At 66.0% G+C, this 21,110-nt stretch carries 22 protein-coding genes; 12 read left to right on the top strand and 10 right to left on the bottom strand.

Annotated elements, in window-relative coordinates:
• Positions 1-50 precede the first annotated feature (50 nt).
• Entirely contained in the window at positions 51-1,472 is a 1,422-nt protein-coding gene (locus ACODSD_RS12335) for a Dyp-type peroxidase (RefSeq protein ID WP_488877490.1), read from the top strand.
• A gap of 142 nt (positions 1,473-1,614) precedes the next feature.
• On the opposite strand, the gene ACODSD_RS12330 is transcribed toward ACODSD_RS12335, so the two are convergent.
• Both ACODSD_RS12330 and ACODSD_RS12325 read right to left on the bottom strand, forming a co-directional pair.
• Positions 1,615-2,721 carry an SGNH/GDSL hydrolase family protein gene (locus tag ACODSD_RS12330; protein ID WP_488877489.1) on the bottom strand — a complete coding sequence of 369 codons (1,107 nt, stop codon included), beginning with the start codon at positions 2,719-2,721 and terminating at the stop codon, positions 1,615-1,617.
• A gap of 179 nt (positions 2,722-2,900) precedes the next feature.
• The gene (locus ACODSD_RS12325) at positions 2,901-3,392 is read right to left on the bottom strand and encodes a surface-adhesin E family protein (RefSeq protein ID WP_227103517.1); all 492 of its coding nucleotides are present in this window, start codon (positions 3,390-3,392) and stop codon (positions 2,901-2,903) included.
• Between the two features lie 395 nt (positions 3,393-3,787).
• On the opposite strand from ACODSD_RS12325, the gene ACODSD_RS12320 reads away from it, so the two are divergent.
• Together ACODSD_RS12320 and ACODSD_RS12315 are read left to right on the top strand one after the other, a co-directional pair.
• Positions 3,788-4,996 carry a hypothetical protein gene (locus ACODSD_RS12320; protein WP_488877488.1) on the top strand — a complete coding sequence of 403 codons (1,209 nt, stop codon included), beginning with the start codon at positions 3,788-3,790 and terminating at the stop codon, positions 4,994-4,996.
• A gap of 244 nt (positions 4,997-5,240) precedes the next feature.
• On the top strand, positions 5,241-6,329 hold the full coding sequence (locus ACODSD_RS12315; protein ID WP_227103522.1) for a chitosanase: 1,089 nt from the start codon (positions 5,241-5,243) through the stop codon (positions 6,327-6,329).
• Positions 6,330-6,432: 103 nt separating this feature from the next.
• Here ACODSD_RS12315 and ACODSD_RS12310 read toward each other — a convergent pair whose 3' ends face one another.
• Both ACODSD_RS12310 and ACODSD_RS12305 read right to left on the bottom strand, forming a co-directional pair.
• On the bottom strand, positions 6,433-7,074 hold the full coding sequence (locus ACODSD_RS12310; RefSeq protein WP_488877487.1) for a CHAP domain-containing protein: 642 nt from the start codon (positions 7,072-7,074) through the stop codon (positions 6,433-6,435).
• Complete coding sequence (locus tag ACODSD_RS12305) at positions 7,071-7,442, bottom strand: hypothetical protein (RefSeq protein ID WP_235088306.1); 372 nt, start codon at positions 7,440-7,442, stop codon at positions 7,071-7,073. Before ACODSD_RS12305 ends, ACODSD_RS12310 begins: the two co-directional genes overlap by 4 nt.
• A 162-nt stretch (positions 7,443-7,604) precedes the next feature.
• Between ACODSD_RS12305 and ACODSD_RS12300 the strand changes: the two genes are divergently transcribed.
• Both ACODSD_RS12300 and ACODSD_RS12295 read left to right on the top strand, forming a co-directional pair.
• Positions 7,605-7,943 (top strand): hypothetical protein, encoded by a 339-nt coding sequence (locus ACODSD_RS12300; protein ID WP_488877486.1) that lies wholly within the window; start codon positions 7,605-7,607, stop codon positions 7,941-7,943.
• Between the two features lie 155 nt (positions 7,944-8,098).
• Complete coding sequence (locus ACODSD_RS12295) at positions 8,099-8,467, top strand: LecA/PA-IL family lectin (RefSeq protein ID WP_107799565.1); 369 nt, start codon at positions 8,099-8,101, stop codon at positions 8,465-8,467.
• A gap of 85 nt (positions 8,468-8,552) precedes the next feature.
• On the opposite strand, the gene ACODSD_RS12290 is transcribed toward ACODSD_RS12295, so the two are convergent.
• The gene (locus ACODSD_RS12290) at positions 8,553-8,897 is read right to left on the bottom strand and encodes a DUF4180 domain-containing protein (protein ID WP_488877485.1); all 345 of its coding nucleotides are present in this window, start codon (positions 8,895-8,897) and stop codon (positions 8,553-8,555) included.
• A 363-nt stretch (positions 8,898-9,260) separates the two neighbouring features.
• Between ACODSD_RS12290 and ACODSD_RS12285 the strand changes: the two genes are divergently transcribed.
• The 4 genes from ACODSD_RS12285 to ACODSD_RS12270 are packed head-to-tail and all read left to right on the top strand — an operon-like array spanning position 9,261 to position 13,396.
• On the top strand, positions 9,261-10,076 hold the full coding sequence (locus ACODSD_RS12285; RefSeq protein WP_488877484.1) for a hypothetical protein: 816 nt from the start codon (positions 9,261-9,263) through the stop codon (positions 10,074-10,076).
• A complete protein-coding gene (locus ACODSD_RS12280) occupies positions 10,073-11,254 on the top strand; it encodes a hypothetical protein (RefSeq protein ID WP_146176648.1) in 1,182 nt (393 codons plus the stop codon). The genes ACODSD_RS12285 and ACODSD_RS12280 overlap by 4 nt, the downstream gene beginning before the upstream one ends.
• A gap of 25 nt (positions 11,255-11,279) precedes the next feature.
• On the top strand, positions 11,280-12,206 hold the full coding sequence (locus tag ACODSD_RS12275; RefSeq protein WP_227103534.1) for a glycosyltransferase family 2 protein: 927 nt from the start codon (positions 11,280-11,282) through the stop codon (positions 12,204-12,206).
• Positions 12,203-13,396, top strand: coding sequence for a hypothetical protein (locus ACODSD_RS12270; protein ID WP_488877483.1), 1,194 nt, complete (start codon positions 12,203-12,205; stop codon positions 13,394-13,396). The genes ACODSD_RS12275 and ACODSD_RS12270 overlap by 4 nt, the downstream gene beginning before the upstream one ends.
• 53 nt (positions 13,397-13,449) lie before the next feature.
• On the opposite strand, the gene ACODSD_RS12265 is transcribed toward ACODSD_RS12270, so the two are convergent.
• On the bottom strand, positions 13,450-14,151 hold the full coding sequence (locus ACODSD_RS12265) for a hypothetical protein (RefSeq protein ID WP_107799571.1): 702 nt from the start codon (positions 14,149-14,151) through the stop codon (positions 13,450-13,452).
• Positions 14,152-14,638: 487 nt separating this feature from the next.
• Between ACODSD_RS12265 and ampH the strand changes: the two genes are divergently transcribed.
• Both ampH and blaCHC read left to right on the top strand, forming a co-directional pair.
• A complete protein-coding gene (gene ampH / locus ACODSD_RS12260) occupies positions 14,639-15,751 on the top strand; it encodes a D-alanyl-D-alanine-carboxypeptidase/endopeptidase AmpH (RefSeq protein ID WP_227103538.1) in 1,113 nt (370 codons plus the stop codon).
• A 220-nt stretch (positions 15,752-15,971) separates the two neighbouring features.
• Positions 15,972-17,138 carry a CHC family extended-spectrum class C beta-lactamase gene (gene blaCHC, locus ACODSD_RS12255; RefSeq protein WP_488877482.1) on the top strand — a complete coding sequence of 389 codons (1,167 nt, stop codon included), beginning with the start codon at positions 15,972-15,974 and terminating at the stop codon, positions 17,136-17,138.
• Positions 17,139-17,157: 19 nt separating this feature from the next.
• Here blaCHC and ACODSD_RS12250 read toward each other — a convergent pair whose 3' ends face one another.
• The 4 genes from ACODSD_RS12250 to ACODSD_RS12235 all read right to left on the bottom strand — a co-directional run bounded on the left by ACODSD_RS12250 (position 17,158) and on the right by ACODSD_RS12235 (position 20,120).
• Entirely contained in the window at positions 17,158-17,472 is a 315-nt protein-coding gene (locus tag ACODSD_RS12250) for a DMT family transporter (protein WP_107799574.1), read from the bottom strand.
• A 1-nt stretch (position 17,473) separates the two neighbouring features.
• Entirely contained in the window at positions 17,474-17,785 is a 312-nt protein-coding gene (locus ACODSD_RS12245; RefSeq protein ID WP_488877481.1) for a DMT family transporter, read from the bottom strand.
• A gap of 142 nt (positions 17,786-17,927) precedes the next feature.
• Entirely contained in the window at positions 17,928-18,473 is a 546-nt protein-coding gene (locus ACODSD_RS12240) for a TetR/AcrR family transcriptional regulator (RefSeq protein WP_227103543.1), read from the bottom strand.
• A gap of 84 nt (positions 18,474-18,557) precedes the next feature.
• Positions 18,558-20,120, bottom strand: coding sequence for an alkaline phosphatase D family protein (locus ACODSD_RS12235; protein ID WP_488877480.1), 1,563 nt, complete (start codon positions 20,118-20,120; stop codon positions 18,558-18,560).
• Between the two features lie 195 nt (positions 20,121-20,315).
• On the opposite strand from ACODSD_RS12235, the gene ACODSD_RS12230 reads away from it, so the two are divergent.
• Positions 20,316-21,104, top strand: a complete 789-nt coding sequence (locus ACODSD_RS12230) for a uracil-DNA glycosylase family protein (protein WP_107799578.1) — start codon at positions 20,316-20,318, stop codon at positions 21,102-21,104.
• Positions 21,105-21,110: the final 6 nt, after the last annotated feature.

Below are 21,110 nucleotides of genomic sequence, written 5' to 3'. Positions count from 1 at the left end.
ACGGACTTTGAACAGCCTCTTACACCCGTCCCATTGCTGAAAGGCATGCCATGAACAGCCCCGACCTCCCGTACGACGACATCCAAGGCACGATTCTGCGCGGCTACCGCGTGGACCTGGCCCGGCATTTCATTCTGAGCGTTAGCGACAAGGCCGCCGCCGGCGAGCTGATCCTGAAACTGGTGGAGGGCCGGGACGGCCTGCCGAGCATCACCAGCGCCAAGCGCTGGCTGCAAAAACCGAACAGCTTCCTGAACATAGGCTTCACCTGTCCCGGGCTGCGCATGCTGGGCGTCGGCGCCGAGCAGCTGGCCAGTTTCGAATCGACCTTCCAGCGCGGCGCCACCGATGGCGACACCGCCAGCCTCGTTGGCGACATCGGCGCCAGCGCGCCTGAAAAATGGATAGGCGGCCTGGCCAATGGCGAGCAGGTGCACATCGTGCTCAGCTTGTGGGTGGCCAAAGACCCGGCGCTGCTGGAAAGCCTCAGCGCGCGGCTGCGTCAGGCCTTCGCCGGCGCCGTCAGCGAACTATCCGCCCATGACGCCCAGGCGCTGCCTGACAATCAGGTGCACTTCGGTTACCGCGACAGCATCGCCCAGCCCACCATCGCCGGCGCGCCGCCGCGCAAGCGCCCGGAGCCGGACGATCAGGCCGTCATCGCCACCGGGGAATTCCTGCTCGGCTACACCAACGAGGGCAACGGCGTGTACTCGGTGCAACCGCCCGAACTCAGCCGCAACAGCAGCTATGCCGCTTTCCGCATCCTGGAACAGGACGTGGCCGCTTTCGACGCGTTCCTGAGCGAATACGCGGCCAAGGCCGGCATCGATCCCGAACTGCTGGCGGCCAAGGTATGCGGACGCTGGCGCAACGGCAACCCGCTGACGCTGCGGCCGGACGAGGCCGGCGCCACGCTGCCGACCAGTCAATTGAACGACTTCAACTACGTCAATGCCCAGCCGTCCCAAGACGACACCCTGGGCCTGAAATGTCCGATAGGCTCCCACATCCGCCGCAACAATCCGCGCAACGGCGCGGTGGTGGGCACCGACAGCGCCCACCACCGCATCGTGCGCCGGGCCATGCCCTACGGCCCGGCCTACGACCCCGAACACCCCTCGGCCGCGGCCCGCGGCCTGATCGGCTACTTCATCAACGCCAGCCTGAGCAATCAGTTCGAATTTCTCAGCAGCCAGTGGAACCTGCTCAGCGACTTCGTCAAATCCGCCACGGAACCGGGCAATCCGGACGCCGGCAACGCGGTGTTCAACATCAGCGGAGAAGACGTCTTCCTCGGCGTCAACGACGCCGCGGACAGCAGCTTCACCCTGGCCGCGCCCGGCCGATCGGGCAAGAACAACACCGTGTTGCAAGGCTTCTCGCGGATGATCACCACCCGCGGCGGCGCGTATTGCTTCCTTCCCGGCATCGGCGGCCTGCGCTACCTGGCGCGGCTGGCCAGCGGCTAAGAGCCTGTTCAAAGTCTGCTGCGCGTCGTGAAGGCTTGCACGGTGAGTACGAGCTCAAAATGCTCATGTACCACGTGTGCATTCCGCTTTTTCGCTCGTTTTCGCCTTGTCTCGCCCTTGCTCGCGAGACTTTGAGCAGGCTCTAAGACGCGTCGGCCGGCCGCCCGTACTGCTCGCGGATGAAGTCCGTCATGTGCGCGGCCAGGATCTGGTGCACCTCCTGGCTGGGGTGCACCTCGTCGTGGAACAGGTGGCGATGCGAGCTGTCCAGCGGCCGCGCGTCGCCGGCGAAGCCGAGCACGCGCGGCAGGTCGATATAGCCCTCGTGCTTATTGTGCAGGGTGTCGTAATCCACTGTTTCCGCCAGCTCCATCAGGTAATCCAGCTTGGCGCCGATATCGAAGAAACGGAGGGTCACCCCGGCGTCGCGGTAGCGGGCTTGCAACGCCTCCACCGCCTGGCTCAGCTGCCGGTTATGCCGCTGAGACAAGTCGTGCAGCTTTTCGGCCTCCGCCGGCGGCTGTTTGCGCGCGTTCACGGTTTTGGACAGATCCGGCGCGCCGGCCACCAGGATGTCCTTGACCCCCTTGGCCACCAGCTTGTCGATCTGCCGCTCGTAGGTGCGGATCACCTTGTCCACGTCGGTCTTGCCGAAAGTCATGTAGTCGTTGGACCCCAGGGCCAGCACCGCCATATCGCCCGGCTGGAAGTGGTGCTTATTGATCTGGCGCTCCATATGGGAGATGAACATGAAGGCCGGGTTCCACTTGGAGTACTTGCCGGCCACCGCGCCGCCCTCGGCGTAATTGACCACCGGCTTGCCCAGAAAAGCCCTGGACGCCAGGAAGTCCGGCCAGGCGAAGCCATTGGTGAAACGCCCTTCGTAGTACTGGCGCGAGGACGGCATCACCCCCAGGGTTTTGCTGAGCATGCGGCCTTCGGAGTCCGACAGGCTGTCGCCTATCACCACCAGGCGCTGGATATGCCCCAGGCTCTTGCCCTCCCCGGCGGCCGCGGCCGGCGTCTTGGCCTGCACCGCCTGGTTTTTCAGCGCCAGCGCGAACAGCGCCTTCTTGTCGAAGCCAAGCGAGGCGACGGAGTCCGAGCGCGACAGCGTGGAAGGCTCGTGCCGCAATTGCCGCAGCCGCATGATCAGCCTGGACGCCTCCGCCAAGCGCGCCTCCTCGCGCCGGACGCAGTCCCTGGGAACCAGCAGTTTTCCGGGTACGAGTTTGCAAGTCATCGGCATGGCGTAAGCTCCTGTGCGCGATCCGCGGCGCGGTCAATGGGTTTTCAATGTGCCGCAGCATGCCCAAGCGCAAGCCCGCAAGCTTGCTTAAAACGATCACGCCGCCGGTCAAGGCGCGCAAAAAAGCCCTGCCGAGGCAGGGCGCTTGCCGTAGGCGGCCGCGTTCCGGGCCGCCGCGATCAGCGGCTCTTATCCCGATGAAACGCCAGATGCTCGCTGGCGTAACGCCTCTGCTCCCGCAAGAAGCCCTGAATGCCCTGCCGCATCGCCACCGCCATGTCCGGCCGCTTTTCCGGCTTGCAGATATAGGTCCACAGAAAATCCTCCTGCGTGTCCGGCTGGATGTCCTCCATCTTGGCGTGCTCGAACTCGGTTTCCCGCGATTCGCCGTTCACATCGAAAGCCACCGTCATCGGCATCATGATCAGGCGCTGCCGGCAATGGATCTCGTACAGGGACTGGCTGTAGGCGTAAGCCGTCATCGGCTTGTCCGCCTCGAATCTGGGCGCGCACAGCGTCCAGAACTTGACGGTGCCGTGCGGCGATTGCGCAATGCTGTCGGTATCGATCAACAAGCCGCCCTCGCTGGGGTTGAAGTAAGTGAAATCCCAGCTGGAGGCGCTGGCCATGGAGGACAACAAGATAAAAACGCAGGCAATGACTTTCAACATTCTGATTCCCAATATTTTTCCAATCGATACGCGCAATGCAGCGGCGGCGGGCATGATAACAGCCCTGGTTTTTCCTTGTGAATGGCCGGGCGCGCTCTGAGTCAAGCGCGCGGAGCCGAAACACGGCAAGGCGAATCGGCGCCGCACAGGGCCAAGGCTGGTAAATGGGTCGCGGATCAAGGGCGTTTTCTTACACTTGAGCCAACCGTCCATCGGCCCGTGGCCGGAATCGTTTTCTGAAAGTCTTCCCCGCCGCTCTGCCTTCACACTGCGCCCCAATAAAATAACCATGCGGCAAACCTGGGTTCGCTCCCCAGCGCGTCCGTCGCCGTCCCCTTCGGACGGCGCGCCGAGACGCCGCCGCTCCAAATCAGCACCTCGCCGGGAAAACCGCCATGAGCACCATTCCAACCGCCATCCAACTGCGGGCGCAGCAGTACGACCTGTCACGCCTGCAAGACCACAAGGAACACAGCCGCGTCGGCATGCGCAAAGACGGCATGCTGGTGCTGTACACCGGCCGCAGCTATCTGCTGCACCCGGAACAAACCCGGCGCGCCAGGGACTTTCTCCGCGCCCGGGGAGCCGTCGTCGGCTCCGGCCCGCTCAAGCTGTCCGCTTTATTGCGCCTGAGCCCGCCCGTCGTCGCGCCCCGCAACGCTCCGCCGCCGGCTGGAGACAGGAGCTCCTGCCTGCTGCTGCGCAGCCTGATGCAACAGCGAGTCCGCGTGATTCGAGAAGAACTGGGCCTGCTGCGCAGCGCCTGCGTGGTGACGCGGGCCAAACAACGCCTCGCCCAGCCAGAGGCCAAGGCGGACGCCCCGCTCCCGCAAGCCATGCCGCCGGCGCTGCTGCGCCGCTTCAAGATGGTGGGCGTGGCTTTCGAGCGTCCGCCGGCAAGCTACGCCGAATTATTGTCCGGCATCCGGGCCTGCGGCCGGCCGAAACAGATCGCCGTCGCGGAAAGAAAACTGGGCAAGGTCGATCTCAGCTCCGCGCCCAAGCCCGGCAAGGTCAAAAGCCTGCTCGCCGCGCTGGCGCGCGCATCGGAGGACGCCTGGACCCAATGCGCGCGGGCGCATGGCGGCGAGCAGGCGCGCGCCTTCCGGCAAACCGCGTTCATCCAGGGGTCGACGATAGGCGAACAAGGCGTTTGCTTCCCGCTGGTCGTCAAATGGTTGGCCAGCCAGCGCAGCTGGCCAAACGAGGCCGAGGCCTTTTTCCGCGACATCGAAACCGAGGGCGGACGGGACGAGGTGATGGAACTGGCGGTCAACAGCTATGTGTGGCGAAGCGTAGACGCCATCGCCGACTATTTCGCCGTCTATGGCTTGAGCCCTCGCGGCCACAGCGAAAGTCCGGGCTTCAAGATCGCGCTGGAGCGCGACGGCCTGTACAACATCGGCATCCACCCCGCCCAAGGCGTCGGCCACGCCTTGGCGGCCAGGGTGGATCATGCCGCGCGGACATTCCGGTTTTTCGATCCCAATAGCGGGGAATACGCGCTGCCGTCCGCCGAGGCCCTGGCCGGCTTTGCGCAAGACTACCTGGCGCTGGCCTACCCTGCGCTGGACAAGGGCAGCGATGTGATGCGGCTGGAGTAGCGCCCGCTCCAAACCTCATCGCCTGAATTTTCCGCGCGCCAATCCGCATAGAATGCGCTTGCTGCGCGCGGCGCTACTTCCCTCTTCCAACGCTGAAACGCCGATAGGAGGCCCATCTACTTGCGCGCATCCGCGCCGCCCGTTCCATTTGCCAGTCCCCCCCTCTTTCGCCAATAAAATCCGTATGGCATTTTGTGCGTTTTCCCGGCTCGCGCCGCCCTACCTCTGTCTACCGGAGAACGTTTTGAAACGCACACTTTCGATGCTGGCCCTGGCCGGCGCCGGCTGGCTGGCCTGCGCCGGCGCATCCTGGGCGCAAGCCTCCCCCGCCGGCAGCGCTCCTAGACTGGCGGCGCGGCTGGCGGTCTGCGCCGCGCCGTGGAAGGCCGCCACGCCCTATCCGGCCGGCAGCGTGGCCAGCCATCACGGCGTCAACTTCACCGCCGTTTACTGGACCCAGGGCAACACGCCGGACGCCAGCAGCGGCGCGGCGGAAATCGGCCAGCCCTGGACCGCCGGCGCGCGCTGCGCGCTGCCCGGCAAGGCCAAAGCGGCCAATCCGGACGCCAACTTCTCCCCCAGCACGCTGAAATTCCTGAAAGCCAACACCGGGCTGGACGGCGAGCAGTGGAACAACATCATGAAGTTGGTGAACAAGCCGGAGCAAGACTCGCTGGATTGGCCCAAGTTTTACGGCTATTGCGAGGACATCGACGACGAGCGCGGCTTCACCATCGGCATTTTCGGCGCCACCACCGGCGGCCCGCGCGATCAGGGGCCGGACGGCCCGACGCTGTTCAAGGAGTTCGACGCCGCCAGCGGCGCCGGCAATCCCTCTATTGCCGGCGGACTGGCGCGCGCCGGGGTGCGCGGCGGCATGCAAGGGCCGGTGCTCAAGATCAGCGACAGCGAGAAGGTGTTCTGCGGCAAGATAGCCGCGCTGCAAAACAACGCCGCCTGGCGCGAAGCGATGTGGCAGACCTTTTACAAGGTCTACATCCAATACAGCGTGCAACAGGCGCGCCAGCGCGGTTTCGGCAGCGCGCTGACGATAGGCTCCTTCGTGGACACCGCGCTGAACCAGGGCGCCAGCGGCGGTTCCGACACGCTGCAGGGACTGCTGTCCCGTTCCGGCGGCAGCGGCGACGAAAAAACCTTCATGAACCGTTTCCACGCCGAGCGCAGCAAAGTGGTGGACACGAATGAATACAACCAGCCGCCCAATGGCAAGAATCGCGTCAAACAATGGAGCGGCCTGCTGAGCCAGGGCGAGACCGATCTGAAAGACGCCGACGCCGCGGTGCTGAAAGCCACCAGCTGGAAGATGAAGTAGGCGCGCCCGGCCCGGTTCACGATCCGCCGCGCATCGTGAAGACGCCCCACGGTGAGCGCCTTGTCTAAATCCCGCTGAAGCGCAGCGGACCTTGAACAGGCTCTCAGGCCTCGCCCGCCGGCTCCAGGCCTTCCCCCGCCGGCGCCGAAGCCTGCGGCGCGCGGCGCAGCCAACCCAGCGCCCGCGGATGGTCCACCCGCGGGACGCCCTGCTCCATGAGCAAGGGCAGTCGCTCGCGGGCCTCGCCGAACGGGCCGGGGTTCTGCTGGATGATCTCGATGAAATCCGGCCCGATCCGACTGACGATGGCGACGTGGCCGTAACGGTTGAACACCCAGGGCGCGAACACGATCAGGTCTTCCGCCCGCGGCGCGTCGCCGCCGCCGTTGCGGTATTGCAGCAGGCCGCGCTCGGGATTGAGCGCGCCGTTGTCCAGACGGGACTGGAAGAAATCCCGGGCATGGCCCTTGTCTTGCGGCATCTTGTGGCCAAAACGCTGATAGTAATAGCGTTTGACGAACTCCACGCACTGATAGCGCAGGCCCAGATTGTAGCCGTCCGACGCCAGATTGCGCCCTTCCACATGCTGCACGCCGCCGTTGTAATACACGGCGACGCCGTTGAAGGCGTCCACAGGCTCGCCCACCGCGCGGCCCCAGTTGCTGTTCAGATGCGTGGCCGCCCAGTAGGCGCCGCTCAGCAGCGCGAGCAGCGTCAGCGCCGCCTTGCCCTTGCTCAGCTTCATTGCGGTCCGGGCCCGGCTTTGACCGGCTCGTCCAGCCAATCCTCCAGATGACAGGACTCGCCGGAACGGATCGCGTCGATGCGCTCCACTTGCAAGGCCGGCTTGCCGTCCCGCTCCGTGAATTCGCCCAGGATCCGGGCCGAGGTTTTGGCCTGTTCTTCCAGCGCCTGCGGCGACAGGCCCGGCCATTCCGCCAAGGGCCGGCCTTCCTGGCTCAGCAACTGATAGATAGGTTTGCCGATGCTGCAGCGGGTCAGCCGCAAGCTCCCCTCCTGCGCGCTCAGCATGCCGATATAAATATCCGCCGCCATGGCGGCAAACGGCGTCAGCGCGCCAAGGACAAACAGCATCGGTTTTCGCGGGAACATATCGGTCTCCTTGCGGCCGCCATCAAGACAGGCGGCCTAAAATTCGATCGGCATGTTAACAGTTGCCGTGCCGATGAACCAGCCCCGCCCGGAGCGCGGCTAGCCGCCGCCGGCCGCTCTTGTTATATTGGCGGCCTTCCGTCCTCAGCCCGAACGCCGCCCATGTCCGTCCCCGCCCGTTTCCTTTTCGCCAGCCTGACGCCGGCCCTGCTCGTTCTGCTGGCCGGCTGCAAGCCGCAGGCGATGCAGGCCAGCTACCACTGCGCCGACGCCACCCGCTTCCACTTCAGCCGCCAGAGCCAGACGGTGGAGCTGATTCGCGGCGAACAGCGTTTTCAGGGCTATATGGACGAACGCGGGCTGCTGACCTGGCCGCGCGACAAGGCCGGCCTGGGGCTGCCGGACAGCTTTTTCATCACGCGCAAGCTGCCGGATGAAATGAAGCTCTACGGCGGCTTCGCCGGCACCGGCCTGGCCTGCAAGCTGGATAAAGGCCGCTGAGCGCCGGCAAGCTATCCAAAGTTCCCCACGCCGACCTCGCCGAAAGATCAGCGGCTAAAACCCCCATCGCCAACTTTAATGAAATAAGCATATTCCTCGCGCTGTCGGCGCGACGTCGAATCTGCTTTCTCTCACTTTCATTTTGGAGATTCACCATGGCTTGGACCGGTACTGTCGCTGCGAACAATCCCAACGGGGAACCCACCACCATCACTTACAATCCCGGCGATGTGATCACCATTGTCGCGTCGGGCTGGGCAGGCTACGGCCCGCAGCCCAACTGGGGCCCTCAGGGCGACAAGAGCCACCCCAATCAGGGCCTGATCTGCGGCGACGCCTACTGCGGCGCGCTGGTGATGAAGATCGGCGCCGGCGGCTTCATCCCGGTGAACACCGGCCTGTTCCGCTGGAAAGCGCCGGCCAACGCGCAAGGCCAGATCACGCTGTACTACAATGATGTGCCCAGCACCTACGGCAACAACTCCGGTTCCTTCCAGGTGAGCATCGGCAAAGACGCGGTCTGATCGCGCTCTTCCGCTCGCAAGCAGCCCCGCAAGGGGCTGCTCCGCGTCCTTTCCCCGCCTTCACGCTGTCCGAGCCGCTACGCGCTCAATGCTGCGCCGCCAGCCAGGCCAGAGCCGCCTTTCTATCGTCGAACACGCGAAACTGCCGGCCACGGCGCGCTTCGCTCAGGTATTCGCCAAAACGTTCGCCGTAGGCGGCGCCGTCGACGAACACCCCGGCCACGGCAAGACGATAGTTGACCAGCTTCTGAACGAACTCGCCGGCGAAGCGGCTGCTCAAATCGAAAAAAGCCGGCGGCAAGGCCTCTTCCGCCAGCAGCACGCGCGGCGCGTCGTGCTCCGCGCACAAGGCCACCAAATCCAGCGCCTGGTCCAGGCTCGCCACCCCGGCGCTGCACTCGATCAACTTCGTCTGCTTGACGGTCGTCACTCGGGTTTCCATCGGAACGCTCTCTCTTGCATGAAAAACAAAAGCAAATCATGACTAAGACATGGCCGCGCGACAAGCGCCGTTTGAGCATGGCTCTTAAGACCTGCTCAAAGGCTCGCGAGCAAGAGCGAGCCTAGACGGCAAGCACAGAGAGAAACGTGTTTAACACCGCGTCGCCGAAGCGCGACGGACCTTGAACTGGCTCCTAGATCATTCATGCGGATTTTCAATATGGTGGTAGTACCTATATCGGCAGTCTGATCCTTAAACCATATTGATGTCTGCGCAAGCGTAAAAGAAACCGGGCCGGCGGCCGCTCCGCCCGGGCCGCCGCGGCGCTCAATGCAAGCAAGGGTTCCGTTCATGCACCGTCTCAGCCAGATCATCATGCCGGTATTGCGGGATTTGCCCGCGTCCCACCTCAAGCGCGAGCTGCTGCAAGCCTTTGAACGGCACGGCAGCCACTTCGACGCGATCGAATCCGGCTTTGCGCGCCTGACCGCGCGGCGGCAAAGCCCGGAAACGCTGCGGCGCTTTTTCCAGAGCTGGAGCCAGACCAACAATAGCGCGATGACGGTGGCCGGCATCAGCAACCGGCTGACGCTGCTGGTCCACACCGGCCAGCCGGTGGCGGACCGCGAGGCCTTGTTCGCCGCCATGGTCTGTTTGAACCGCATCGTGGACGAGGATTTGGCGGTCACGCACAAGGTGCTGCACGCGCAGATGTACTACAACATGGCCACGGGCATTGTCGGAGATGACCAGTGGCTGTCCCATGCCTATCTCCACCCCAGCGCCAAGGCCTTCAAAAGCTGGAAGGATCATCAGTCGCTGCGCGATCCGGACCTGGCCGTCGCGCTGCTGACCACGCTGACGCATGAGATCTACACCCATGGCGAAGTGGAATTCATCCTGCCGCTGTTCCGCCGCTGGCTGACCCGGACGCTGGGCTTCGCCGAGCGAGACGCCACCCGCACGCTGGGCTGGATCAGCGTGCACTGCGGCCCCACTGAGAAAAACCACTTCTTCCACGCCATGAACGCCCTAAACCACTACGCGCGGGCCATGGCGCTGGACCTGGAGCGCTACAGCCTGGACGGCATCGTCGGCGCCTATCTGGAGCAAAAGGCGGCGGTGCTGGCGACGGTGCCGCGGGACGCCGCCGCGGAGGCGCTGTGAGCCGGCCGCGGCCTCCGCTTTTGCGGCTGGCGGACCAGGCCGCCGCGCCGCCGCCCTGGCCGCCGGGCGCGCCGCCCCTGTTCGCCCCGGAACAGTTGGCGCGCGCCCGCGTGGAGGTGTCCGCCGACTATCTGAGCAGCCTGCGGCGCCTGAGCGCGCTGCTGGACGCCGCCTTCCGCGCCATTGTCGGCCGCTACTTTCTGGATCCGCGCATCCGGGCGCTCTATCAGCTGCCCAAGGCCATGGAAGCGCTGCTGCGGCGCGCGCACGGCCGGCCTTACCGCGTGGGCTTCTACCGTCCGGACTTCATCTACGACCGCCATGGCCAGCCGCGCATTTGCGAGGTGGGTGCGCGCTACCCGATGAACGGCTGGATGATCAGCCGCTGGCTGGGTCAGCCGGCCGGAGACGACGCCTTCTTGCAAACCTTGCGTCAATGGCATCCGCCCGGCTGCGTGGTGGCGCTGACGCACGCCCGCGAACCCGGCACCGAGATTTTCCTGCTGGCGGAAACACTGCGCCGCGACGGCGTCCACTTTCTGTCCGCCCGGCCGGAGGCGCTCAGCGTCCGCGACGGCAAGCTGCGGCTGGACGGCCGGACGGTGAACCGCTGCATACTGGAAATGGATCGCAGCGAGCTGCCGCTGCTGCCGGACCGGGTGCTGGACCAGTTGCTGGACGGCGGCGCGTATTTCAACGACATCCGCACGCTGATCCTGGTGCACGACAAGCGGGTGCTGGCGGTCCTGAATCGCGAGGACATCATGCGGGACTGCCTGGACGCCGACGATTACGCGGCCTTGCGCCCCTTTCTGATCCCCTCCTTCGCGCCGGCCTCGCGGGACGAGGCCGAGGCCCTGCTGGCGCGCGCCGGCGACTTCATCGCCAAACCCAGCAGCGGCGGCCGCGGCCTGGGCTCGCTGGTGCGCTCAGCCTGCGGCGAAACCGCCTGGCGCGAACTGGTGCTGGGGCAATGGCCGCAATACATGTTCCAGGACTATATCGAGCAAAGCGAGTTCGTGGACCCGGAAAGCCGGCAGCGCATCCGGCTGGTGGGCATGCAGCTGTGCCGCGACGCGGAAAGCTACGGCCCCGGCGTGTTTCGCGGCTCGGACGAGTTGATCATCAATCTGCACCAGCGCCGCGGCAAGCTGTACTCCGCCGCCGCGACGGCCTGAACCGGTTTCGCGCACAGGGGGCTTCATGCGGCATTCCGTCATTATTCCGCTGTACAACAAACGCGCCTACATCGGCGAGACCATCGCCTCGCTGGCGGCGCAGGAAAAGGCGCCGCACGAGATCATCATCGTCGACGACGCCAGCACCGACGACGGCGCGGAGGCGGCGGAGCAGGCCTTGCGCCACCACGCCCAGGATTTGAGCCGTACCCGCAGCGTGCTGCTGCGGCTGCCGCGCAACAGCGGCCCCGGCGCGGCGCGCAACGCCGGCCTGGCGCGGGCCGGCGGCGAGCTGGTGAGCTTCCTGGACGCCGACGACTGCTACCGGCCGGACTGCCTGCGCTTGCTGGAGCAGAAAATGAACGAGCACCGGCTGGACCTGGCGGTGCTGGGCTACGACAGCGCGCCGCCTGAGGAACGCTTCCCGCAGCTGGACGCCTTGCGCGCCGAACTGGAGCCTTTGGAAGACGAAGCCTTCCTGCTGCCCCGCCCGCTGCGCACCGCCGGCCACCCGGACTTCTTCATGGGCCGGGCCAGCAATGTGGCCGCGCGGCGGCAATGGCTGCTGACGCAGCGCTATGTGGCCGGCGCGCGGCTGAACGAGGGCATCGATTTCTGGTATCGGGTGCTGAAAGAGATCGTCGCGCACGGCGGACGCGCCGGCCTGCTGTCCGCGCCGCTGATCCGCTTCCGCATTCTGGCGGACAGCCTGTCGCACCGGCCGTGCCGGGACTGGCGGCTGCTGGCCACCCCGCCCACGGTGCTGCGCTACGCGGGCAGCCAGGACGCGGACGAATTGCGCCTGGCGCGCATGCTGGCGCAGCGCTGGCTGGACTACGCGCAAGAAGCGCTGCCGGACGCGGCGCAGCGGCGCGCCTTCCTGAGCCGCCACCGTCCGCTGCTGATCCAGCTGGGACTGACGCCGATGGACGCGGCCAGGCTGCCGGCATGAAGGCGCCGCCCGCCCAGCCGCCCGCGCCGGCCCGCCAGCAGGCCTTGCTGCGCGAGTGCTTCGAACTGGCCCGCGCCCACCCCTTCTATCGCACGCTTTACCGCGGCGTGGCTTGCGCCGAAGACGCGCCGCCGCTGGAGAAGGCGACGCTGCAAGCCGCGCTGGAGGCGTTTTCGCCGGAGCGGGAAGCGTCCGGCCTCTATCTAGTGCGCTCCGGCGGCAGCACCCGGGCGGCGCTGATCTTCCCGGTGGACATTGCGGAAAACCTGGCCCAGCGGCAGGCGCTGGCGGACCGGCTGCGCGCCGACGGGGTATTCGGTCCCGCCAGCATCGCCTTGAACCTGTTCGGCTACGCCAATCTCTACCGCACCGCGGCCATCGTCGACGATGTGCTGGAACGTTGTCAGGCCACCACGCTGCCGATGAGCGCCCACGCCGCCGACGCCGACATCCTGGCCGCGGCGCGGCGATTCCGCCCCAGCCACGTACTGGGCACCCCGTCGCGGCTGGCCTTGTTCGCCGCCCATCTGGCAGCCGCCGGCGAGCGGCTGGAGATTCCGCAGCTGCTGTACGCCGGCGAAACCCTGCACGCGTCCACGCTGGCGCGGCTGCGCGCCGCGCTGGGCGCGGCCCAGGTCTGGTCGCTGTACGGCGGCGCGGAAACCGGCATCTGGGCCTGGAGCGACGCCAGCCGCCGCCCCGGCCTGTTCCGGGTGCTGCCTCGGGTGGCGGCGGAGATTCTGCGGCCGGACGCCGCCGGTTACGGCCGCATCGCGGTCAGCAACGCCTGGCGGCGGCGCTTCCCGGTGTTCCGTTACTGCTTGGGCGATATCGGCCGCTGGGTGGAGTGCGACGGCGAACGCTGGCTGGAATTGCGCGGCCGCGACGGCCGGTCCTTCCGCCTCAATGAAACCACGTACGAGTTGGACGATTTCGCGCAACTGGCCGGCGCGGAGCACGCTTTCCAGATCCAGCTGGACCGCGACCCGGCCGGCCGCGAGCGGCTGACCCTGCTCTTGGCCGAACATCTGGACGCCGGCCCGGAAGCGGCCTTGCGCGCGCGCCTGGCGGCTTTGCTGGGCCTGGCGCCGGATGACGGCGCCTTCGCGCTCGGCTTGGCCGCGCGGGCGCGATGGCGGCTGGACCCCGTCACCAGCAAGACGCCGCCCATCGTGGATTTGCGGGACTGAAGCCGCCGGCGGACCGCCGTTCCGGCCGTCCGCCGCCCTTGCCCGCCGCGCGCTTACAAGGTCTGGAAGTAGAAGCGGTAATCGCCCTGGCCGAACAACATCGACATGCTGGTCAGATTGCTGTTGGCCGGCGTGCCCACCAGGGTCAGGATGGGAATGGAATCGTGACCGTATTGGTAGGCCTGGGTCTGCGGGTTGTAGCCGAACTGGTAGAAGGTGTCCACGCTGCCCACCTTGAAGGCGTACAAGCGGTAAGTGCTGCCGTCGAACAACATCGACCAGCGGTGGAAGTCGGTGTCTCCCGGCGCGCCGGTGACGTTCAGGGTGGGAATGGAGTTGTAGCCGTACTCATAGTGGTTGGTGGAGCGGTTGAAACCGAACTGGTACAGCACCGTGGGCGCGCCCAGACGCCGCAAATACAAGCGATAGGTGCTGGTGCTGCTGTCGTAGAGCATGGACACGCTGCTGGCGTCCGCGTCCGGCGGCGCGCCGGTGATCTTCAACTCCGGGATGGAGTGGAAGCCGAACTCGTACTTGGACGTGGCCGGATTGAACGCGGCCTGGTACAAGGTGTCCGCGCTGCTGCCCTTGAAGAAATACATCCGGTAATACTCGCCGTCGTTGAGCATGGTCCAGCGCGCCCAATTGGTGTCGCTGGGCATATTGGCGATCGACATATTGGGAATGGAGCCGCCATAGGCGAACTTATACGTGCTGGTGTTGGGCACATAGGCGAACTGATTGACTGATGGCATGACGCTTTCCTCCAAAGTGAGTCAGCTGCCCAGGCGCGGGCCCAAGGCCGGCGACCTCCCTACGGCAACAGCAGCTGACAAAACCCGCGCAAACGGCATGGCGCCGGCGCGGCGCGCGGGCTGGCGCGTTCAAGCGGGTTTTGCCAGCGGTTCTACCCCTGGCTTGAGGTGATGATTGCGTGATTGCGCATGGATCTCTCCTCCCCCGCGCGGCGGCGCGGGCGAACAAACAGCCACTAAGTCGTCAATCAGGGGCGGGCGCCTTGGCGCGGACGAGGCGGGGCCGATAATGGCGGCGATAGGGACTTCGACTAGCCAGTAATAGCATCTTGAAAACCGGGCGTGCCTGTACTTTCGGACTGGGTCGGCGGCTCTGGTTACAGTCGTTACATATTGCGCGCTATGCCGTCCACCGCCTCCCCCCTAAAATGCACGCCATCTGACGGCGCCGCCGGCGCGCCGCCTCATCCAAGGGAAAGCAAGATCAATGAGAACAAAGGGATTCATCAGCCTGGCCCTGGCCGCCCTGCCGGCCTTGAGCCAGGCCGCCATGCCCATCGCCCAACTGAACCAGCACGCCGAGCGGATTTTCAAGGATAGCCAGGCGGTGGGCATGGTGATGGTGGTCGTCGACAAACAAGGCGGCCTGCAACGCTTTTACGGAGAAACCCGCCCGGGCAGCCGCCAGACGCCGGACGCCAATTCGCTGCTGCGCATCGCCAGCCTCAGCAAGCTGATGACCAGCGAAGTGCTGGCGGCCATGGTCCTGGACCAACGGCTCAAGCTGGACGATCCGCTGCGGAAGTTCGCGCCGGCGGGAAGCGCTCAGTCCAAGGCCCTGGCCGGCCAGCCCATCACCCTGCTCCACCTGGCCACCCACACCAGCGGCTTCCCGCGCGAACTGCCGGGCGTCAAGCCGCGCGACACGCCGGTTTTCGTCTGGCCCAATCAGCAGCAGCGCTGGCGCTGGCTGGCCAAGACCAAGGCCCGCTTCGCGCCGGGTCAGAGCGCGCAATACTCCAATCTGGCTTACGACTACCTGGCCGACGCGCTGGCCGTCGCCGCCGGCAAGCCCTATCCGGCGCTGCTGCGCGACACCGTCACCGGGCCGCTGGCCATGCGCGACACCACCTTCAGCCCCAGCCCCGCCCAATGCGCGCGCCTGCTGCGCGGCGTGGAGGCCAGTCCCTGCGTCAACACCAGCGCGGCCATAGGCAGCGGCGGCGTCTATTCCACCGCCGCCGACATGCAACGCTGGCTGCAGGACCTGGTGCGGCCGCAAAACGAGCAGCGCAAGCGCCTGTACCAGCAAACCTTCCAGATGCGCTATCAGCGCGCCGAATTGCGCAGCCTCGCCGGCATGGACGTGCCCGGCAAGGCCGATGCGCTGGGCCTGGGCTGGGTGGCGATGCACGAACAGCCGGACACCCGGCCCTTCCTGCAAAAAACCGCCGGCGGCGGCGGCTTTTTCAGCTACGTCGCCATCGATCCCCAGCGGGGGACCGCGGTATGGGTGGCGCTGACCCGCGGCAAGCAGACCCGCTACCAGGCGATGAGCGACGGCGTGAACCAGTTGCTGCTGGCGCTGAACCGCTCCTAAGAAAGCCGCTTGCGATTCGCCGCGCGTCGCGGTGCCCGATGCGGCAGACGCCGTTTCGAAATCCCCCTATCGCCCAGGCGCATGCGGCTTGATCGGACGCAAGGCCTCGCCTCGCTCGCGGGGCCTTGAACAGACGCCAAACGGCCCTGGCGACGCGCAGACGCCATAACTCGCGCCGCTCCTTCTTTTCCCACATCCTCATCGACAAGGAGGCATCGTCATGCCCGCAATGAATCGCCGCGTCCTGCTGCTGGCCTGCGCCGCGCTATCCGCCCACGCCCTGGCCGCCGCGCCTTCGCCCCAAGCCGCCGTCGACGCGGAAATCCCGGCGCTGATGCGCAAGCACGGCATCCCCGGCATGGCGGTGGGCCTCGCCGTCGACAGCGGCGTTCAGGTTTACAACTACGGCCTCGCCTCCAAGGCCGACCATAGGCCGGTAACGCGCGCCACGCTGTTCGAGATCGGCTCGCTCAGCAAAACCTTCACCGCCGCGCTAGCCAGCTATGCCCAGGCCGAAGGCCGGCTCTCACTGGCCGACCCCGTGACCCAGCACCTGCCGGCGCTGGCCGGCGGCGGCCTGGAACGGGTCACGCTGCTGAACCTGGGCACTCAGACCTCAGGCCTGCCCTTGTTCGTGCCGGACGACGTCGACAACGCCGGCACATTGCGGCGATTCATGCGGCGCTGGCGCCCCAGGCAGCCGGCGGGCGGGCAGCGGGTCTATTCCAATATCGGCATCGGCGTCCTGGGCCAGATCGCCGCCGCCAGCATGCGCATGCCCTACGCGGCGGCGGTGGAAGGCAGGATCTTCGCCAAGCTGGGCATGGACAGCAGCTTCGTCAACGTTCCCGCCCAGAGAATGCGCGACTACGCCCAGGGCTACGACAAGAACGACAGGCCCGCGCGGCTGACTCCGGCCCTGCTGGCGGACGAGGCCTACGGCGTCAGGTCCAGCGCCGCCGACCTGGCGCGCTTCCTCAACGCCAATATGGGCCTGCTGCCCATGGCGCCCAAGCTGCGGGCCGCTCTCGAGGACACCCATATCGGCTACTACCGCGCCGGGGTGCTGACCCAAGGCCTGATCTGGGAACAATACCCGTATCCGGTGGACCTGCCGCGGCTGCTGAGCGGCAATGCCCCCGCCTACATCTATCAGGGCATGCCGGCGCAGCGCCTGGATCCGCCGCTGCCGCCGCAAACGCGGGCCTTCATCAACAAGACCGGGTCCACCAACGGCTTTTCGGCTTACGCCGCCTATATCCCGGAAAAACGACTGGGCATCGTGCTCTTGGCCAACAAGTCCTATCCGCTGGCCGAGCGAGTGAGCGCCGCCTACCGCATCCTGGCGCGGCTGGACGGCGGACTCGCGCCCGCCGCTCAACCATGATCCCGCGCGGCCGTCGTCGCTAGCCGGCGGTCTTGAGCACAACGATGGACGCGACCAGCAGCGACAGATAGGCAAGCTTTTTATTGCTCTTTTTATCGCCCCAGAACAGGATGCCGGTCACCACCGTGCCCACCACGCCAATCCCGGTATAAGCGGCGTAAGCAATCGACATGTCTATGGTTTTCATCGCCCAGTAGAGAAGAAACAAAGAGCTGCTCAAGCCCGTCGCATACAGCGCGCAGCCCCTGACATACCGCTTCAGCGCGATGTCCCGGATCCCCACCACCACCAGAATTTCCAGCACGCCCGCCGCCAACAGATAAAGCCAGTCCATTTCAGTCTTTCACTTGCTTGAGTTGCACCACCGAAAACAGGATCACCACAATCGCCAGCATCGCCACCGGACTGAACGGCTTGCCGAACAAGGCCACATCCAACAGATAAGCGCCTACGGTTCCGAAGATCACGAAAAACACATAGGCGGTCGACGCGCCCATTCTCTTGGTCGCCAGCACCAGCAAGGAGAAACTGCCGATGATGCAGACAATGGTCGCCAACCATTCCAATGCGCTTTCCGAGCGCTTCAAACCCGCGGCCCACAGTACTTCCAAACCGCTGGCAAACAGCAACAACACCCAGCTAAGCATCTTTAACGCCCCTTCCCCGACTCAATCATCAAAGCCCGTTCAGCCGTCGCGGCACACGCCCGGAGCCTGTTTACGCACCCTCGGGCAAGAACGGAAAAACCTTGCGGCGGCCCACTTGATAATGAGCGCGCCAAGAACGTCTTCAGCGCTCCGCCAATCGCTCGATATCTTGGAACGCGTCCCGCCACTCCTGCTCGCTCATCTCGGCCAGGCCGAAGTAGCGCAGCATGAACGCTCCTTCCACCGCCAGATAGGCCACGCGCGCGCGGCGGCCCTCCTCGGTGGCCACGTCCAGCTTGCCCAAGCGCTCGGCATGCCAGGCCCGCACCCAGTCTTTCTGATCCTTGGACTCCAGCATGGCGCTCAGATGGCAGGCGGCGCGGGCGATCAAGGCCTCTTCCGTCGCGGTGATGCGGACATGGGTTTTGACTTGCTCGACGCTGGACAGCTGTTCGGCGGCGACACCCGCGGTTTTCTCGAAACACGCGTCGTAGTGCTTGCCCCAGCGCTCCAACATGGCGTTGACCAGATTGCGCTTGGCGCCGAAACAGGACTGGACCCCGCCCTTGCTGATGCCCACGGCCTTGGCCACGGCGTCTATGGTGAGGGCGGCCGCCCCCTTGCGTTCTATGATCTCTTCCGCCGCGTCCAACACCTGATTGCGATCGATGGATCTGGGTTTGCTCACGATGCCTCCCGGCTCATTGAATACATACGTATGTATTCTATTGAATCCCGGGAAATAGCGTCAAGCGCGCGATGGGCGTCGCAACTAGGCCGGCGCCAGTTCCTGAGTGAACAAGGTCTGGCCGGCCACGTCCTTCAGCCTCACCGTCATCGCGCGGCTGCGGGCGTCTATGTCCACCTGGCCGAAGAACTGCATGCCGGCCAGCGGCGACAGGTTCTGCGTCTCCGGCGCCTTCTGGTACACCACCTTGGGGCCGAAAGTCATGTCCAGCGGATTGGGGCCGAAGGTGCCGGCGTTCAACGGACCGGAGACGAACTCCCAGAACGGATTGAAGTCCGCGAAGGCGGCGCGTTCCGGATGGTAATGATGGGCGGCGGTGTAATGCACGTCGGCGGTGAACCACACCACGTTGCGGATATCGCGGCGCTTGATCTCGCCCAGCAGCCAGGCCAGCTCCAGTTCGCGCCCCAGCGGCCGGCCGTGGTCGCCGTTGGCCATCGCCTCCCAGCGCGCGCTGCCGTCCGCGTTCTTGCCGTCGGCCACCTGCAGGCCCAGCGGCATGTCCGCCATCACCGCCTTCCAGACGCCCTTGGAAGCCTGCAAGCCTTCCAACAGCCATTGCAGCTGCGCCCGGCCCATGAAGTTCGCGCCCAGCTCGCCCTCCCGCTGCAGATTGGCGCCGTTGGCGTCGCGATAGCTGCGCATGTCCAGCACGAAGACATCCAGCAACGGCCCTTGCGGCAGATGGCGGTAGACCCGCTCGTCCTCGCCGTTGCCGTGAAGCCGCAGCGGCGCGTACTCCAGAAAGGCGCGGGTGGCGCGCGCCTGCAACACGCCTATGTTTTTCTCGCGGTAACGCGGGTCGGCGGACAAGTCCTTGCCGTCGGACCAATTGTTGACCACCTCGTGGTCGTCCCATTGCCAGATCTGCGGCACCTCGGCGGCAAAGCGCCTCACATTGGCGTCCATCAGGTTGTAGCGGTAGCGGCCGCGGTATTCGTCCAGCGTCTCCGCCACCTTGCTCACTTCCGGCGTCAGCAGATTGCGCCAGATCTTGCCGCCCTCCACCGCCGTCTCGGCCGCCATCGGGCCATCTGCGTAAATGGTGTCGCCGCAATGCACGAAGAAATCCGGCCGCTGCCGGCGCATGGTTTCGTAGATGCGCATGCCGCCCCAGTCCGGATTGATGCCGTAGCCCTGGCCGGCGGTGTCGCCGGACCAGACGAAGCGCAGATCGCGCGCCGTTTCCGCCACAGTGCGAAAGCTCCCTGTCACCGGCTCGGACCAGGCCCGCGGATGGACCGCGTCTTCAAAACGCGCTCTCACATACAGCCGCTCGCCGGCCGGCAGGCCGCTCAGATCCACACGCGCGGTGAAGTCGCCGGCCTCGGTCGCCCAGGGGCCCCGCACCTGGCGCGGGCTGGCGAAGCGCTCGCTGCGGTCCCACTCCACCACCAGGCGCGCGGTCCGATCGGAGCGCGCCCAGACAATGGCGCGGTCCGCGCCCGCGTCGCCGATCTGGATGCCGGAATTCATCAGCGGGCGCAAACGGTCCGAGGTGACGACGGCCGGCGCGGCCAGCGCCGGCCCTGCCAGCAACAGGCCGCCTCCGGCAAGCGAGGTTTTCAAAAAACGGCGGCGATCCATGGCGTTCTCCGGTGTTGATCAAGACAGTCAAAACGCCGATCTTGCCGCGGCAAGATGACGCCAGGATGTCCTGCTAGCGGGTTTTACGTATTTCATTCGCGCGCTTGATCGCATATACCTCAAACACCCCGCCGCGCGGCCCTCCGAGCCGGCCCGCAGTCAACGGGCTCCGCCAACAGGTTCAAAGGAAAGCACATGCTCTGGGACCCCGGGCCGCCCCCGCCTTTCTCCTCGCTGTTCGAGCACGCTCCGCTGGCAAGCTATCAGGCTCTCCCGGCCAAATTCCGCCTGGAATGGGGCCCCGTCTACTACCGCGGCCGCCTGGACGGCAGCGCCAAGGTGCTGATCGTGGGACAGGACCCGTCCGCCGATGAAAATCTGACGCGCCGCGCCATGGTCGGCACCGCCGGCCAGCGGGTGCAGGGCTTTTTGCGCAAGCTGGGCCTGGACCGTTCCTACGTGATCGTCAACGCCAGCCTGTACAGCATTTACGGCCAGTTCGACGCCGAGATGGCCGGCTTCATGGACCAGGCCGCGGTGCGCGCCTGGCGCAATCAATTGCTGGACCAGCTCAAGCAACCCGGCCTGCAAGCGGTGATCGGCTTTGGCAAGGCGGCGGCCAAGGTGCTGGACGACTGGCCCGGCGCGGCGTCCTTCAAGGCCGCGCAGCGGCTGTTCCAGCCGCAGCACCCCACCGCGCGCTCGCCCGGCGCGCTGCTCAAATCCTGGAACCAGACCCTGGCCGCGCTGGCGCCCTTGCTGAACCCGGACCCCGGCCTTGCGCCGGACCCCACGCCCTATGAGCTGACGGGCTTTCGCGAGCAGGATCTGGCGCGGATTCCCGCCGCGGACCTGCCCTTCGGCATGCCGGCCTGGCTGGGCCAGGGCGATATGGCCACGCGGGTGATCAAGGGCCAGGCCAAACTGAAAACCCCGGCCGCCAACGCCTCCATTCTGTGGACGGCGCAGGCGGACCAGGGCTGAACCGGC

It is taken from the genome of Chromobacterium sp. FG22 (assembly GCF_057809415.1).
This window is presented reverse-complemented; position numbering and strand designations above follow the sequence as displayed.